Origin of the sequence: Citrobacter sp. Cu233, from assembly GCF_030332225.1 — a bacterium.
Lineage (GTDB): Bacteria > Pseudomonadota > Gammaproteobacteria > Enterobacterales > Enterobacteriaceae > Citrobacter.
In genome coordinates this window covers 300,764-317,050 of sequence record NZ_JAOWIF010000042.1, presented here as the reverse complement: position 1 = coordinate 317,050, position 16,287 = coordinate 300,764, and the positions used below count along the sequence as shown (strand labels likewise).

12 protein-coding genes and 1 pseudogene are annotated in these 16,287 nt (G+C 51.9%); 6 read left to right on the top strand and 7 right to left on the bottom strand.

The window, feature by feature from the left end; translation table 11 throughout:
• The first annotated feature begins 202 nt into the window (after positions 1 to 202).
• From caiT to caiE, 6 genes and pseudogenes are all read left to right on the top strand, one after another.
• On the top strand, positions 203 to 1,720 hold the full coding sequence (caiT, locus tag OGX95_RS20040) for an L-carnitine/gamma-butyrobetaine antiporter (protein WP_286630718.1): 1,518 nt from the start codon (positions 203 to 205) through the stop codon (positions 1,718 to 1,720).
• A 34-nt stretch (positions 1,721 to 1,754) separates the two neighbouring features.
• A complete protein-coding gene (gene caiA / locus OGX95_RS20035; RefSeq protein WP_137383761.1) occupies positions 1,755 to 2,897 on the top strand; it encodes a crotonobetainyl-CoA dehydrogenase in 1,143 nt (380 codons plus the stop codon).
• A gap of 60 nt (positions 2,898 to 2,957) precedes the next feature.
• Positions 2,958 to 4,175 carry an L-carnitine CoA-transferase gene (gene caiB, locus OGX95_RS20030; RefSeq protein WP_286630717.1) on the top strand — a complete coding sequence of 406 codons (1,218 nt, stop codon included), beginning with the start codon at positions 2,958 to 2,960 and terminating at the stop codon, positions 4,173 to 4,175.
• Positions 4,176 to 4,238: 63 nt separating this feature from the next.
• A pseudogene (caiC, locus tag OGX95_RS20025) lies at positions 4,239 to 5,791 on the top strand (crotonobetaine/carnitine-CoA ligase).
• A 54-nt stretch (positions 5,792 to 5,845) separates the two neighbouring features.
• A complete protein-coding gene (caiD, locus tag OGX95_RS20020) occupies positions 5,846 to 6,631 on the top strand; it encodes a crotonobetainyl-CoA hydratase (RefSeq protein WP_286630716.1) in 786 nt (261 codons plus the stop codon).
• A 6-nt stretch (positions 6,632 to 6,637) separates the two neighbouring features.
• Complete coding sequence (gene caiE / locus OGX95_RS20015; RefSeq protein ID WP_286630715.1) at positions 6,638 to 7,231, top strand: carnitine operon protein CaiE; 594 nt, start codon at positions 6,638 to 6,640, stop codon at positions 7,229 to 7,231.
• A 79-nt stretch (positions 7,232 to 7,310) separates the two neighbouring features.
• Here caiE and caiF read toward each other — a convergent pair whose 3' ends face one another.
• From caiF to fkpB, 7 genes are all read right to left on the bottom strand, one after another.
• Complete coding sequence (gene caiF / locus OGX95_RS20010; RefSeq protein ID WP_286630714.1) at positions 7,311 to 7,703, bottom strand: carnitine metabolism transcriptional regulator CaiF; 393 nt, start codon at positions 7,701 to 7,703, stop codon at positions 7,311 to 7,313.
• A 274-nt stretch (positions 7,704 to 7,977) separates the two neighbouring features.
• A complete protein-coding gene (carB, locus tag OGX95_RS20005; protein ID WP_286630713.1) occupies positions 7,978 to 11,205 on the bottom strand; it encodes a carbamoyl-phosphate synthase large subunit in 3,228 nt (1,075 codons plus the stop codon).
• Between the two features lie 17 nt (positions 11,206 to 11,222).
• Positions 11,223 to 12,371: a glutamine-hydrolyzing carbamoyl-phosphate synthase small subunit gene (gene carA / locus OGX95_RS20000; protein WP_286630712.1), complete on the bottom strand. Its 1,149-nt coding sequence runs from the start codon at positions 12,369 to 12,371 to the stop codon at positions 11,223 to 11,225.
• A gap of 454 nt (positions 12,372 to 12,825) precedes the next feature.
• Positions 12,826 to 13,647, bottom strand: coding sequence for a 4-hydroxy-tetrahydrodipicolinate reductase (dapB, locus tag OGX95_RS19995; protein WP_286630711.1), 822 nt, complete (start codon positions 13,645 to 13,647; stop codon positions 12,826 to 12,828).
• Between the two features lie 173 nt (positions 13,648 to 13,820).
• Complete coding sequence (gene rihC / locus OGX95_RS19990; RefSeq protein ID WP_286630710.1) at positions 13,821 to 14,735, bottom strand: ribonucleoside hydrolase RihC; 915 nt, start codon at positions 14,733 to 14,735, stop codon at positions 13,821 to 13,823.
• Between the two features lie 64 nt (positions 14,736 to 14,799).
• Positions 14,800 to 15,750 (bottom strand): 4-hydroxy-3-methylbut-2-enyl diphosphate reductase, encoded by a 951-nt coding sequence (gene ispH / locus OGX95_RS19985; RefSeq protein ID WP_286630709.1) that lies wholly within the window; start codon positions 15,748 to 15,750, stop codon positions 14,800 to 14,802.
• Position 15,751: 1 nt separating this feature from the next.
• A complete protein-coding gene (gene fkpB / locus OGX95_RS19980) occupies positions 15,752 to 16,201 on the bottom strand; it encodes an FKBP-type peptidyl-prolyl cis-trans isomerase (protein ID WP_003018929.1) in 450 nt (149 codons plus the stop codon).
• Between the last annotated feature and the right edge of the window lie 86 nt (positions 16,202 to 16,287).

Sequence of the window (16,287 nt, the reverse complement as noted above, 5' to 3'; positions counted from 1 at the left end):
ATGTTGATATTTAAGTCAAAATTACCAGCATGAAAAAGTATGACACCCATCACAGAACCACCTGTTGCGAATACCCATTATGAGTTACTCACTGAGGCGCCCCAGAGGTTAAATAGTTATCAACAAATCATTAATAATAAATAAACAAAAGATTACAAACGGGAACGCTAAATAAATTTCGTTTTCACACTGGAATTCACTTATGAAAAATGAAAAGAGAAAGTCGGGAATTGAACCTAAGGTTTTCTTTCCGCCATTAATAATTGTCGGAATACTTTGTTGGCTAACAGTAAGAGATCTTGATGCCGCGAATGTGGTTATTAATGCGGTATTTAGTTATGTCACCAATGTCTGGGGTTGGGCATTTGAATGGTATATGGTCATCATGCTCTTCGGCTGGTTCTGGCTAGTTTTTGGTCCGTACGCCAAAAAGAAATTAGGCGATGAAAAACCAGAATTTAGCACCGCCAGCTGGATTTTTATGATGTTCGCTTCCTGTACATCCGCTGCCGTACTGTTCTGGGGCTCGATAGAGATCTACTACTATATCTCTACGCCCCCCTTTGCTCTCGCCCCTAACTCTACCGGAGCGAAAGAGATAGGCCTGGCATACAGCCTGTTCCACTGGGGGCCGCTGCCGTGGGCAACCTATAGCTTCCTCTCCGTTGCCTTCGCCTACTTCTTTTTTGTGCGCAAAATGGACGTCATCCGCCCCAGCTCTACGCTGGTGCCGCTAGTTGGCGAAAAGCATGCAAAGGGCTTGTTCGGAACGATCGTCGATAACTTCTATCTGGTGGCGCTGATCTTTGCGATGGGTACCAGTCTCGGTCTGGCGACACCGCTGGTAACCGAGTGTATGCAGTACCTGTTCGGCATTCCGCATACGCTGCAATTAGATGCCATCATCATTACCTGCTGGATCATCCTGAACGCTATTTGCGTAGCCTGTGGCCTGCAAAAAGGGGTCAAGATCGCCAGTGATGTGCGTAGCTACCTGAGTTTCCTGATGCTCGGTTGGGTGTTTATCGTCAGCGGTGCCAGCTTCATCATGAACTACTTCACCGACTCAGTCGGGATGCTGCTGATGTATTTGCCGCGCATGTTGTTCTATACCGATGCTATCGGCAAAGGCGGCTTCCCGCAGGGCTGGACCGTCTTCTACTGGGCATGGTGGGTCATTTACGCCATCCAGATGAGTATCTTCCTTGCACGTATTTCTCGTGGTCGTACCGTACGTGAACTGTGTTTCGGGATGGTTCTGGGCCTGACCGCTTCGACCTGGATCCTGTGGACTGTCCTTGGTAGTAACACACTGCTGCTGATGGATAAAAACATCCTCAATATCCCGCAGTTGATTGAACAACACGGTGTGGCGCGCGCCATTATCGAAACCTGGGCCGCCTTACCCTTTAGCACCGCCACGATGTGGGGATTCTTTATCCTCTGCTTCATTGCCACTGTCACTCTGATTAACGCCTGTTCCTATACCCTGGCGATGTCGACCTGTCGCGAAGTTCGCGACGGTGAAGAACCCCCGCTGCTGGTCCGTATCGGGTGGTCGGTACTGGTCGGTGTCATCGGTATTGTTCTGCTGGCACTGGGCGGATTGAAGCCCATCCAGACAGCGATTATTGCCGGAGGATGTCCGCTGTTCTTCGTCAACATCATGGTAACGCTGTCCTTTATTAAAGACGCCAAAGTGCACTGGAAAGACAAGTAATTCTCATTAACCCAATTGATCAAGAGGCTGAAAGATGGATTTCAACTTAAATGACGAACAGGAACTGTTTGTCGCCGGTATTCGTGAACTGATGGCCAGTGAGAACTGGGAAGCTTATTTTGCCGAGTGCGATCGCGACAGCGTCTATCCAGAGCGTTTTGTAAAAGCACTGGCGGATATGGGCATCGATAGCCTGCTGATCCCGGAAGAACACGGTGGTCTGGAAGCGGGTTTCGTCACCGTTGCCGCCGTCTGGATGGAACTGGGTCGTCTTGGCGCACCGACTTACGTGTTGTACCAATTGCCTGGAGGTTTTAACACTTTTCTGCGTGAAGGCACCCAGGAGCAAATTGATAAAATCATGGCATTCCAGGGCACCGGTAAGCAGATGTGGAACTCGGCGATCACCGAACCGGGAGCGGGATCGGATGTTGGTAGTCTGAAAACCACTTATACACGCAAAAATGGTAAGGTTTATCTTAATGGCAGTAAGTGTTTTATCACCAGTAGCGCCTATACCCCGTATATCGTGGTGATGGCGAGAGATGGTGCATCGCCGGATAAACCTGTTTATACCGAGTGGTTTGTTGACATGAGCAAAGCAGGTATCAAGGTCAACAAGCTGGAGAAACTTGGTCTGCGCATGGATAGCTGCTGTGAAATCACCTTTGATGACGTCGAACTGGATGAGAAAGACATGTTTGGTCGGGAAGGTAATGGTTTCAACCGCGTAAAAGAAGAGTTTGACCACGAACGTTTCCTCGTCGCTCTGACCAACTACGGTACGGCAATGTGCGCCTTTGAAGATGCAGCGCGCTACGCTAATCAGCGTGTACAGTTTGGCGAAACTATCGGCCGTTTCCAGCTGATTCAGGAGAAGTTTGCGCATATGGCGATCAAACTGAACTCCATGAAAAACATGCTACTGGAAGCCGCATGGAAAGCGGATAACGGCACCATTACCTCGGGTGATGCGGCAATGTGCAAATACTTCTGCGCCAATGCAGCGTTCGAAGTGGTAGACAGCGCTATGCAGGTACTGGGTGGCGTGGGCATCGCGGGCAATCATCGCATCACGCGCTTCTGGCGTGACCTGCGCGTTGACCGTGTTTCCGGTGGCTCTGATGAAATGCAGATCCTGACGTTGGGTCGTGCGGTACTCAAGCAATACCGCTAAGTGGGATGCCGGAAAGCGCTGTGCTTATCCGGCCTACAACTAACTGCCAGGAGCTAAATTATGGACCATTTACCAATGCCAACCTTTGGGCCACTTGCCGGGTTGCGGGTTGTCTTTTCAGGGATTGAAATTGCCGGGCCGTTCGCCGGGCAAATGTTTGCCGAATGGGGTGCGGAAGTTATCTGGATAGAGAACGTGGCATGGGCCGATACCATCCGCGTGCAACCCAACTACCCACAGCTTTCACGCCGTAACCTGCACGCACTCTCGCTCAATATTTTCAAAGATGAAGGCCGGGAAGCGTTTCTGAAGCTCATGGAAACCACCGACATTTTCATCGAAGCCAGTAAGGGCCCGGCCTTTGCCCGTCGCGGCATTACTGATGAGGTATTGTGGGAACATAACCCAAAACTGGTTATCGCCCACCTTTCCGGCTTCGGTCAGTTTGGCACCGAGGAGTACACCAATCTTCCGGCTTATAACACCATCGCTCAGGCATTCAGCGGCTATCTGATCCAAAACGGCGACGTTGACCAGCCAATGCCCGCCTTCCCATACACCGCCGATTACTTTTCTGGCATGACTGCAACCACCGCCGCGCTGGCTGCGCTGCACAAAGTGCGCGAAACAGGTAAAGGGGAAAGTATTGACGTCGCCATGTACGAAGTGATGCTGCGTATGGGTCAGTACTTCATGATGGATTACTTCAACGGCGGCGAAATTTGCCCGCGCATGACCAAAGGTAAAGACCCCTACTACGCCGGTTGTGGTCTGTATAAATGTGCTGATGGCTACATCGTTATGGAACTGGTGGGTATCACGCAAATCAACGAGTGCTTTAAAGATATTGGTCTGGCTCACATCCTCGGTACCCCTGAAGTACCTGAAGGCACCCAGCTTATCCATCGCGTTGAATGCCCATACGGCCCATTAGTCGAAGAAAAACTGGATGCCTGGCTGGCGCAACACACCATTGCTGAGGTCCAGGCTCGCTTTGCCGAGCTGAACATCGCTTGCGCGAAGGTACTGACTATTCCAGAACTGGAAGGCAACCCGCAGTACGTTGCCCGTGAATCCATTACTCAGTGGCAAACGATGGATGGTCGCACCTGCAAAGGGCCAAACATCATGCCGAAATTCAAAAATAATCCGGGGAAAATCTGGCGTGGCATGCCATCACACGGCATGGATACCGCCGCCATTCTGAAAAATATCGGTTATAGCGAAGCAGACATAAATGAGCTGGTCGGCAAAGGCCTGGCCAGGGTTGAGGAATAAACGCGACGCGCTAACCCACGGGTTTGGTTAGCGCTCACGCCTGTTTTCAGTGGATAAAGCAATATGGATATCGTTGGCGGACAAAACTTACGTCAGATGTGGGACGACCTGGCCGGGGCGTACGGAGATAAAACGGCGCTTATTTTCGAATCCTGCGAAGGAAACGTTCAGCGGTTTAGCTATGCCTCGCTTAATGAAGAAATTAACCGCACGGCGAATCTTTTCCATTCTTTGGGGATCCGCAAGGGCGATAAGGTCGCATTGCATCTGGATAACTGTCCGGAGTTTATTTTTTGCTGGTTTGGACTGGCAAAAATCGGTGCCATTATGGTCCCGATCAATGCCCGTCTGCTGGGTGAAGAAAGCGCCTGGATCCTGCGAAACAGTCAGGTGCGCCTGCTGGTCACCAGCGCCCGGTTTTATCCTATGTACCGCCAGATACGCCAGGAAAACGAAACACCACTGAATCACATCTGTCTGATTGGCGATCGGGTTCCGGCGGATGACGGCGTGAGCCACTTTTCCCCCTGAAAGACCGACAGTCGGCCACGCTATGCTATACCCCCGCGTTATCCACTGACGACACGGCAGAGATTCTGTTTACCTCAGGCACCACCTCACGCCCCAAAGGGGTGGTCATTACTCACTACAACCTGCGTTTTGCAGGTTACTACTCTGCCTGGCAGATCGCTCTGCGCGATGATGATGTGTACATGACGGTGATGCCCGCCTTCCATATCGACTGCCAGTGCACGGCTGCAATGCCGGCATTTTCATCTGGGAGCACCTTCGTGCTGATTGAGAAGTACAGCGCCCGGGGCTTCTGGGACCAGGTACGTAAATATCAAGCGACGGTGACGGAATGCATCCCGATGATGATCAGAACGCTGATGGTACAGCCCGCCTCGCCGACAGACAGGCAACATCATCTGCGTGAAGTGATGTTCTACCTCAACTTATCAGAGCAGGAGAAGGACGACTTTACCGGTCGCTTTGGTGTCAGGCTGCTGACCTCCTACGGTATGACAGAAACCATCGTCGGCATTATTGGCGACCGTCCAGGAGACAAACGGCGCTGGCCTTCAATCGGTCGTGTCGGCTTTAGCTATGAAGCAGAAATCCGCGACGACCAAAACCGCCCCCTGCCTGCCGGTGAAATTGGTGAAATATGCATTAAAGGCGTGCCTGGTAAAACGATCTTTAAAGAGTACTACGCTCAACCAGAAGCAACGGCCAAAGCGCTGGAGCCGGAGGGCTGGCTACATACCGGCGATTCGGGTTACCAGGATGAGGATGGCTTTTTTTATTTTGTCGACAGGCGCTGCAATATGATTAAACGCGGCGGAGAAAATGTCTCCTGCGTTGAGCTGGAAAATATCATTTCTGCACATCCGAAAATTCAGGACATCGTTGTTGTCGGTATCAAAGACACTATCCGTGATGAAGCGATTAAAGCATTTATTGTCCTGAATGAAGGTGAAACATTAAGCGAAGCCGAGTTTTTCAGCTTCTGCGAACACAATATGGCGAAATTTAAGGTTCCCTCTTTTATGGAGATCAGAACCGACCTGCCGCGAAATTGTTCAGGGAAAATAATTAAAAAAAATCTGAAATAACCTCTCTGGCAGGAATATCTCCTGCCTGAAAATCTATTTATCTGGAGATGAACCATGAGTGAATCATTACATCTGACCCGCAATGGCCCGATTCTGGAAATTACGCTGGACAGGCCCAAAGCAAATGCCATTGACGCCAAAACCAGCTTTAAAATGGGCGAAGCTTTTCTTCATTTCCGTGACGATCCTGAATTGCGCGTCGCCATCATCACCGGTGGCGGCGAGAAGTTTTTTTCCGCAGGTTGGGACTTAAAAGCGGCAGCGGAAGGTGAAGCACCTGATGCCGATTTTGGCCCAGGCGGCTTTGCCGGTTTAACCGAAATATTCGATCTCGATAAACCGGTCATCGCTGCGGTAAACGGCTATGCATTTGGTGGTGGTTTCGAACTGGCGCTGGCGGCCGATTTTATCGTCTGCGCAGAGAACGCCAGCTTCGCCCTGCCGGAAGCAAAACTCGGTATCGTGCCGGACAGTGGCGGCGTACTACGTCTGCCTAAACTGCTGCCGCCGGCTATCGTCAACGAAATGGTGATGACCGGCAGACGCATGAGCGCCGAAGAAGCGCTGCGTTGGGGGATTGTGAACCGTGTCGTTAGCCAGAGTGAATTGATGGACAGCGCCCGCGAACTGGCGCAACAACTGGTTAATAGCGCCCCGCTGGCTATCGCCGCGCTGAAAGAGATTTATCGTGCGACCAGCGAAATGCCGGTGGAAGAAGGTTACCGTTACATCCGTAGCGGCGTACTGAAACATTATCCTGCGGTCCTGCACTCTGAAGATGCGCTGGAAGGACCACAGGCATTTGCGGAAAAACGCGAGCCGGTGTGGAAAGGGCGCTGATATCTCATGAGCTATTACGCCTTTGAAGGCCTGATTCCGGTAGTGCATCCAGAGGCGTATGTCCATCCCAGCGCCGTACTGATTGGCGATGTCATTGTGGGGGCCGGTGTGTATATAGGCCCGCACGCGTCACTGCGTGGTGATTATGGTCGTCTGATCCTCAAAGCAGGTTCTAATCTGCAGGATGGCTGTATCATGCACGGCTATTGCGACACCGATACCATCGTGCATGAGAATGGACACATCGGTCATGGCGCTATTTTACATGGCTGCGTGGTAGGTCGGGATGCATTGATTGGCATGAATAGTGTCATTATGGACGGTGCCGTGATTGGCGAAGAGAGCATTGTTGCCGCCATGAGCTTTGTCAAAGCCGGATTTCAGGGTGAGGCAAGACAGATGCTGGTTGGCTCACCGGCTCGCGTACTGCGCGAAGTCACCGATCAGGAGCGACACTGGAAACGACTGAACACCAAAGAGTATCAGGATCTTGCAATCCGCTGTCAGACTGGTTTACACGAAACGCAGCCATTAACGCAGGCCGAAGAAAACCGACCGCGCCTGAAAGGCACGACGGATGTGAAGCCGAAATCAGCATAGTAATTGATGCCGGATGCGCTCACGCTTATCCGGCCTACGAGTCAATCACCGTTTATACCGCCATCAGGCAAACTGACAATTAGCGGCGCATACTCTTGGAGAGCATCATTTGCCATTTCTGCTCACGGTTAAGCTCTGTTGGAGGAACCGCCAGGCGCGGCGTTTTCGCCATGCTCACCTTTTTTTCCTGCAAATTGTGATTCAATCTGCTGTAAAGATGGGAATCAATACTCACAACTTTCACCAGTCGCTGGCACTGACAGCCCCGACCGGCAATCTGATTGGGGATCATCTTAACTTCACAAACGATTTCCCCCACTTCGGACAGAATATAGGAGAGCGTATTAATCGCTTTGCAGTGTTCAATATCAAAATGGCGGGAAATTTCCTTTGCGGTGATCCAACGATCCTCAGCCATCATCCAGTCAGCAATTAACAAATAAAGCGGTCTTTCAACATATTTTTCACACATAAGCACACCATTTCACAAATTAAAAATCTGGCTACGGCCTGTCCAAATTAATAAAAACTAAGCCATATTAAAATTGTGGATATAAAGGATAGTATGCGACTTGAATGTTGATTAGTGTGAGCTATATCGTGCTTATTACATTGAAAATGTGGTTATAGAACCCTATTTCCGCCAGGAATGACCTTACACGAATTTAAAAAAGGGTTTCTTTACAGAAACCCTTTCAAAATTATATTGCCGGTCCGGTTAACGCAATTATCACCGAACTTATTTTTTATGACTTTTTGATCTGCGCGTGCATTTCCTGGACAGAGGTCACCTTCTCTGTCGCATCTGCATTCAGCGCCATCGTCGTGGCAAAACCGCCGTTCAGCGTGGTGTCGTAATGCACCTTATACTGCAGCGCACTGCGGCGAATCAGCTTGGAGTCCTCAATCGCCTGACGACCTTCAGTGGTGTTGATGATGTAGGTGTATTCGCCATTCTTGATACGGTCCTGAATGTGCGGGCGGCCTTCATGCACCTTGTTTACCAAACGTGGATTAATACCCGCTTCACCCAGCACAATCGCCGTGCCGTGCGTGGCATCCAGCTCGAAACCAAACTTCAACAGTTTCGCCGCCAGGTCTACTACACGTTCTTTATCGCCTTCACGTACGGAGAGCAGCGCACGCCCCTGCTTTTTCATGGTAGAACTGCTGCCCAACTGTGCCTTAGCGAACGCTTCGGCAAAGGTACGCCCCACCCCCATGACTTCACCGGTAGAGCGCATTTCTGGCCCTAACAGTGGGTCGACGCCCGGGAATTTGTTGAACGGCAGCACCACTTCTTTCACGGAGTAGTACGGCGGGATAATTTCTTTGGTTACACCTTGCTGTGCCAATGTTTTACCTGCCATCACACGTGCCGCCACTTTCGCCAGCGGTACACCTGTGGCTTTAGAAACGAACGGTACAGTACGCGCCGCACGTGGGTTAACTTCAATCAGGTAAACTTCGTTGTTCTTCACGGCAAACTGGACGTTCATCAGGCCACGCACCTGCAGTTCGAAGGCCAGTTTCTGCACCTGCTGGCGCATGACGTCCTGAATTTCCTTACTCAGCGTATAAGCAGGGAGAGAACATGCGGAGTCACCGGAGTGCACGCCCGCCTGTTCGATGTGCTCCATAATGCCGCCAATCAGCACCATTTCACCGTCACAAATGGCATCCACGTCCACTTCTACCGCATCGTCGAGGAAGCGGTCCAGCAGCACTGGTGCATCGTTGGAAACGCTAACCGCTGTCTGGAAGTAGCGACGCAGGTCGGCTTCGTCGTAGACAATTTCCATCGCGCGGCCGCCAAGAACGTAGGACGGACGCACCACCAGCGGATAACCGATTTCTTTTGCTTTCTCAACAGCTTGCTCGATAGCGGTTACGGTGGCGTTGGCCGGTTGTTTCAGCTTCAGACGGTCAACCGCCTGCTGGAAACGTTCACGGTCTTCGGCACGGTCAATCGCATCCGGGCTGGTACCGATAACCGGAACACCCGCCGCTTCCAGCGCACGAGCCAGTTTCAGAGGAGTCTGGCCGCCGTACTGAACGATAACGCCTTTCGGCTTCTCGATACGCACGATTTCCAGTACGTCTTCCAGCGTCACCGGTTCGAAGTACAGACGGTCAGAGGTGTCGTAGTCGGTTGAAACGGTTTCCGGGTTACAGTTAACCATGATGGTCTCGTAACCGTCTTCACGCAGCGCCAATGAGGCGTGTACGCAGCAGTAGTCGAATTCAATACCCTGGCCGATACGGTTCGGACCGCCACCCAGAACCATAATTTTATCGCGGTCTACGGACGGATTCGCTTCACACTCTTCTTCATACGTGGAGTACATGTAAGCAGTATCAGTAGCAAATTCTGCGGCACAGGTGTCCACGCGCTTGTAAACCGGGTGCAGCTTATACTGTTCACGCAGTTTGCGAATTTCTGCTTCGCGCACGCCAGCCAGTTTAGCCAGACGCGCATCGGCGAAGCCTTTGCGTTTAAGCATACGCAGGAAGTCAGCGTCGAGGCCGTTAATGCCCACTTCAGTCACTTTCTCTTCCAGACGCACCAGCTCTTCAATCTGCACCAGGAACCAGCGGTCAATGTTAGTCAGGTTGAATACACCATCGACGGACAGGCCAGCGCGGAACGCATCAGCGATATACCAGATACGCTCAGCGCCTGCGTCTTTCAGCTCACGGCGGATTTTAGTCAGTGCTTCCGGGTCATCCAGACTTACTTTCGGGTCAAAACCGGTCGCGCCCACTTCCAGGCCACGCAGCGCTTTCTGCAGGGATTCCTGCTGCGTGCGGCCAATCGCCATCACTTCACCAACAGATTTCATCTGGGTGGTCAGACGGTCGTTTGCGCCGGCAAATTTCTCGAAGTTAAAACGTGGAATCTTCGTCACAACGTAGTCGATGGACGGTTCGAAGGAGGCCGGAGTACGACCACCGGTGATGTCGTTCATCAGCTCATCGAGGGTGTAACCCACCGCCAGCTTCGCCGCTACTTTAGCAATCGGGAAGCCCGTTGCTTTGGACGCCAGCGCTGAGGAACGGGATACACGCGGGTTCATTTCGATGACAATCAGGCGACCATTTTTCGGGTTCACCGCAAATTGCACGTTGGAACCACCGGTTTCCACACCAATTTCACGCAGTACCGCCATCGAGGCGTTACGCATGATTTGATATTCTTTGTCGGTCAGGGTCTGCGCCGGGGCAACCGTGATGGAGTCACCGGTATGGATACCCATTGCGTCGAAGTTTTCGATGGAGCAGACGATGATGCAATTGTCGTTTTTATCACGCACCACTTCCATCTCGTACTCTTTCCAGCCAATCAGCGATTCATCAATCAGCAGTTCGTTGGTTGGGGAGAGATCCAGGCCGCGTTCGCAGATTTCTTCAAACTCTTCACGGTTGTAAGCGATACCGCCACCGGTACCGCCCATGGTAAAGCTAGGTCGGATGATGCACGGGAAGCCAACATCAGCGGCAACCGCCAACGCTTCTTCCATGGTGTGGGCGATGCCTGAACGCGCGGTGTCGAGACCAATTTTTTTCATCGCAATGTCGAAGCGACGACGGTCTTCCGCTTTATCAATGGCATCCGCCGTCGCACCAATCATGGTCACGCCGAACTCAGCCAGTACGCCCTGACGTTCCAGTTCCAGCGCACAGTTCAGCGCCGTCTGGCCCCCCATGGTCGGTAGCACCGCATCCGGGCGCTCTTTTTCGATAATTTTGCGTACCACTTCCCAGTGAATCGGCTCGATATAGGTAGCATCGGCCATTTCCGGGTCGGTCATGATGGTGGCCGGGTTGGAGTTCACGAGAATGACGCGGTAACCCTCTTCACGCAGCGCTTTACACGCCTGGGCGCCGGAATAGTCAAACTCACACGCCTGACCGATTACAATCGGACCCGCGCCCAGAATCAGGATACTTTTTATGTCTGTACGTTTTGGCATGGCTCTTTTACTCCTGATTATTTCGCGGACTGACGGTATTGCTCAATAAGCTCGATAAAGTGGTCAAACAACGGCGCAGCGTCGTGCGGACCTGGGCTCGCCTCCGGGTGTCCCTGGAAACTGAACGCCGGTTTGTCGGTACGATGAATCCCCTGCAGGGTGCCATCAAACAGCGACTTATGCGTCACGCGTAGATTGGCAGGCATGGAGGCTTCATCCACTGCAAAACCGTGGTTCTGCGCGGTGATCATCACGGTATTGTTATCAATATCTTTCACCGGATGGTTGCCGCCGTGGTGGCCAAACTTCATCTTGATGGTTTTTGCGCCGCTCGCCAGCGCCAGCAGTTGATGGCCGAGGCAGATGCCAAATACCGGAATATCGGTTTCGAGGAATTTCTTAATTGCAGTAATCGCGTAATCGCACGGGGCCGGGTCGCCAGGGCCGTTGGACAGGAAAACACCGTCCGGATTCATCTTTAGGACCTCTTCTGCAGAGGTCTGCGCCGGTACTACCGTCAGGCGGCAGCCGCGATCCGCTAACATACGCAGAATGTTGCGCTTGGCACCAAAATCGTAAGCCACGACGTGGAACGGGAGTTCATCAGCAGATTTTGCTTCCGGTAAGTCACCTGCCAGCGTCCAGCTGCCCTGCGTCCAGCTATACGGCTCCGCAGTAGTCACTTCTTTCGCCAGATCCATACCGTTCAGGCCCGGAAATGCTTTGGCTTTTTCCAGCGCCAGTGCCGCATCCGGGTTGTCACCCGCAATAATGCAGCCGTTCTGTGCGCCCTTTTCACGCAACAGGCGCGTCAGCTTACGGGTATCGATATCGGCAATCGCCACGATGTTATGGCGCTTCAGGTAAGAAGAGAGGTCTTCGGTATCACGGAAGTTGCTGGCAATCAGCGGCAGGTCGCGGATGACCAGGCCTTGCGCGTGTACCTGGGAAGATTCTGCATCGGCTTCATTGGTACCGACATTACCGATATGAGGATAAGTAAGAGTGACGATTTGGCGGGAATAGGAAGGATCAGTGAGGATTTCTTGATAACCGGTCATTGAAGTATTGAAAACGACTTCCCCAACCGCCGAACCTGTTGCCCCTATGGCCCGACCGTGAAACTGGGTTCCGTCTTCCAGAACCAATAGCGCTGACTTAATCAAAACACCCTCCAGAGAATATTCACTCACTTTATTTGCATATTAATTCATTTTGACATTCTGAATCAATGCAAATTTGCTTACCTATGGATTTCTGGCAAACGGCGGCATTCTAGAGATAGCCCGGGCAAAAGTCTACCCGAAAGGGGAATTTTTATTATTATTTTGCGCCATTGATGAATTAACTCGCCTCCAGGCATCAAAAAGATCAACTAACTTTGAGTGGAAAACGCTTGCGGAGCAGGAAGAGTATCAAATTTCATAAGCAAGAGATAAAAAGTAGACCAAACGGTCAAAATTCACATTTCACTCACAAAAAATAACACGAAAACTTATAAAAATAAGGCATTCAGCTCGAAACAAACTTTAAATAGATAAAATAAAGGGCAATAAAATATTGCCCTATGTAATCAAATAATTACGACTACAATAACCACATCACGAAGGGTAGTAAACCTTATAAATTGCGTAAATCAAGCACATCTCGCATATCAAAAAGACCATTTGATTTAGATTTCAGCCAAACTGCCGATCTCACTGCACCGTTAGCGAATGTCATACGACTGGAGGCTTTATGCGTAATCTCGATACGCTCACCGATATCAGCAAACATCGCGGTATGTTCCCCAACGATATCTCCCGCACGCACCGTAGCAAAACCGATAGTGCCCGGCACACGTTCACCGGTATAACCTTCACGCGCATAGACGGCACAGTCTTTTAAATCTTTATCCAGTGCTCCGGCTATCGCCTCCCCCATCGCCAGCGCGGTACCAGACGGCGCATCCACTTTATGGCGGTGGTGAGCTTCAATAATTTCAATGTCGGTATAGTCACCCATCACTTTCGCGGCTTTCTCCAGCAGCTTCAGCATGACGTTAACGCCGACGCTAAAGTTAGCGGCGAAGACGATGCCAATATCTTGTGCCGCATCGTGAATAGCCTGTTTTCCCGCATCATCAAAACCAGTGGTACCAATTACCATGCCTTTGCCGTGCTGGCGACAAAACGCCAGATGTGTCAGCGTACCTTCCGGACGGGTAAAATCGATAAAAACGTCAAAATCATCTTTTATCGCTTCAAGGCTGCTTTGCACAGTCACGCCCGTCTTTGCTGCGCCCGCCAGTTCCCCGGCATCGCTACCCAGTAAGGAAGAGCCTTCACGCTCCAGCGCCGCACCAAGCTGTACGCCATCCATACCCAGCGTGGCCTGAATCAACTGACGCCCCATACGTCCTCCGGCTCCCGCGATGGCAATGCGGATTTGTGCATCATGCATAGCTATTCTCTTTTGTTAATTTTACGTAAATCGTTTTCAGATTAACCAGCGTATCGCTGCGCCGCCAGCCGAAAACGTCGATAATTAGAATTTAATGATAAACAGGGAAAGATATCAGTAAAAGGCATGACGCCACGGAATAAGCAGCGTCATATCGTTATATAACGTGGAAATCAGGGGGCCAGTGCCAAAACGTGCGCCACCCACTGCTGGAACCCCTCGACATCCAGCCCCAGCGCCACCTGGGCATTAACGGGTTGCCCCAGTCGCCCTTCGATATCTACTACCGTTGTACCAGAGGTATATTCCCCCTGCGTTTCAACGGCGACAAAACAGGGCTTGAGCGTAAAGAGATCCGGGCGCACCAGCCAGGCAATCGCACAGAGGTCATGCATACGGAGTCCCGTATTCATGCTACCGCTACGGTAATGACTGAACAGCGCATGCAGCATTTTTCCGGTCTGATTAAGTCCTGGTAACGTCGCCAGAAAATCCGGAGCGAGCATGGCCTGGTTGGTGACATCCAGCCCGCACATGACGATCTCCAGACCGCTCTGGAACACCTTCGCCGCCGCTTCGGGATCGATAGCAATATTAAACTCCGCATTTGGCGTGAAGTTCCCGCGCCCGGCAGAGCCGCCCATGATCACCAGGCGGCGAATATTGAACACACATTCCGGATAGTGCATCAACAGCAATGCAATGTTGGTTAACGGGCCAATGGCAACCAGGGTGAGTGGTTCCGGAGAGCTCATCAGTGCATCGCGGATCACCTGAAAAGCGGGTTTTGCCAGCGGCTGGCGATCGTGTTCAACAAAATCATACCCTGCCATACCGGACTCACCATGCACAGAAGCCGCGTCACGCAGCGGTCGCACCAGCGGCATGGAGGCTCCCTGCGCCAGCGGAATATCCGCATTCCAGAAGTGCAGCAACTGCAACGCATTGCGGGTGGTTTTTTCCACCGACACGTTGCCCGCTACCGTGGTCATCAGCTGCAGATCCAGCTCAGGGGCAAACAACGCAGCGGCTATAGCGGCGGCATCATCAATGCCGGGGTCGGTATCAAGAATGATCGGTAAGCGCATGGTTTCTCCAAAAAAATGCCAGACGTTCAGTCTGGCATCTTCGCATAATCGTGGCGTGAAAGACTTACTCTACTTCACGAACATCCACACGCAGCTCTTTCGGTACTTCGAACACGATATTCTCTTCACGGCCTTCAAGCGGGATAGCCTCTCCACCGCCCAACTCCTGCAGACGAGCAATCACATTCTGAACCAGAATATCGGGTGCCGAAGCGCCAGCCGTTACGCCCACACATTTCGCGGCTTTCACCCACTCTTCCTGGATATCAGTCGCATCATCAATCAGATACGCGGCTTTCCCCATCCGCTGCGCCAGTTCAGCCAGACGGTTGGAGTTAGACGAGTTTTTCGAGCCGACAACCAGCACAACATCCGCCTGTTCCGCCAGCGCACGTACCGCTTCCTGGCGGTTAGTGGTGGCATAGCAGATATCGTCTTTTCGCGGTCCGACGATTTTCGGGAAGCGGTTACGCAGTGCGTCAATGACATCAGAGGTATCGTCAACGGAGAGCGTGGTCTGGGTCATGAAGGAAAGTTTACCTTCATTTTTCACGTCCAGTTTCAGCACATCTTCCGGTGATTCAACCAGATACATCCCCCCTTGCGGGTTACTGTATTGGCCCATCGTGCCTTCAACTTCCGGGTGTCCGGCGTGGCCAATCAGGATCGACTCTTCGCCACGACGGCTGGCGCGCGCGACTTCCATATGCACTTTCGTCACCAACGGACAGGTCGCATCAAAAACCGTGAGATCGCGGCCTTTGGCTTCGTTTCGCACAGCCTGAGAGACGCCGTGGGCGGAGAAAATCAGAATTGAGCCGTCCGGCACTTCACTGATTTGCTCAATAAAAATCGCGCCGCGTTCGCGCAGGCTATCCACCACGTAGCGGTTATGCACTACTTCATGACGGACATAAATTGGCGCGCCGTAAATGGCCAGCGCGTTTTCCACAATGCTGATAGCGCGGTCTACGCCTGCGCAGAAACCGCGCGGGTTAGCCAACAGGATCTGCATTTTATGCCTCCAGTGCCGGTTCGACTTCCAGCACTTCAATATCAAAATGAACGGTATGCCCGGCCAGCGGATGGTTGAAATCAACCGTGATCGAATCACCGTTGATTTCGCGGATAACACCAGGCATCTCACTGCCGTCCATTGCGGTAAAGAGCATGATTGCGCCAATTTCTGGCTCACCCGCGTCCATAAACTCCCGACGCGAGAAATACTGAATGAGGTCCGGGCTTGATACGCCAAAAGCAGCGTCCGGCTCCAGAGCAAACGTGGTTTTATCGCCCTCTTTTAACCCCAGCAGGTGTTGTTCCAGTCCTTCAGACAGAGAACCATCGCCCAGGCGAAACAGCGCAGGCTTGCCGTTATTGCGGGTTGACTCTGCGGTGGAGCCATCGTCGAGCTTTAAGGTGAAGTGTACCAGCACCGCACTGTTACTCTGTACTGATTTAGACATGCAGGTTGCTCACATAGTGTGCCCGAAGGCGAAAAGGTCGATAACACTGTAGGCCGGATAAGGCGTAAGCGCCCCATCCGGCATTT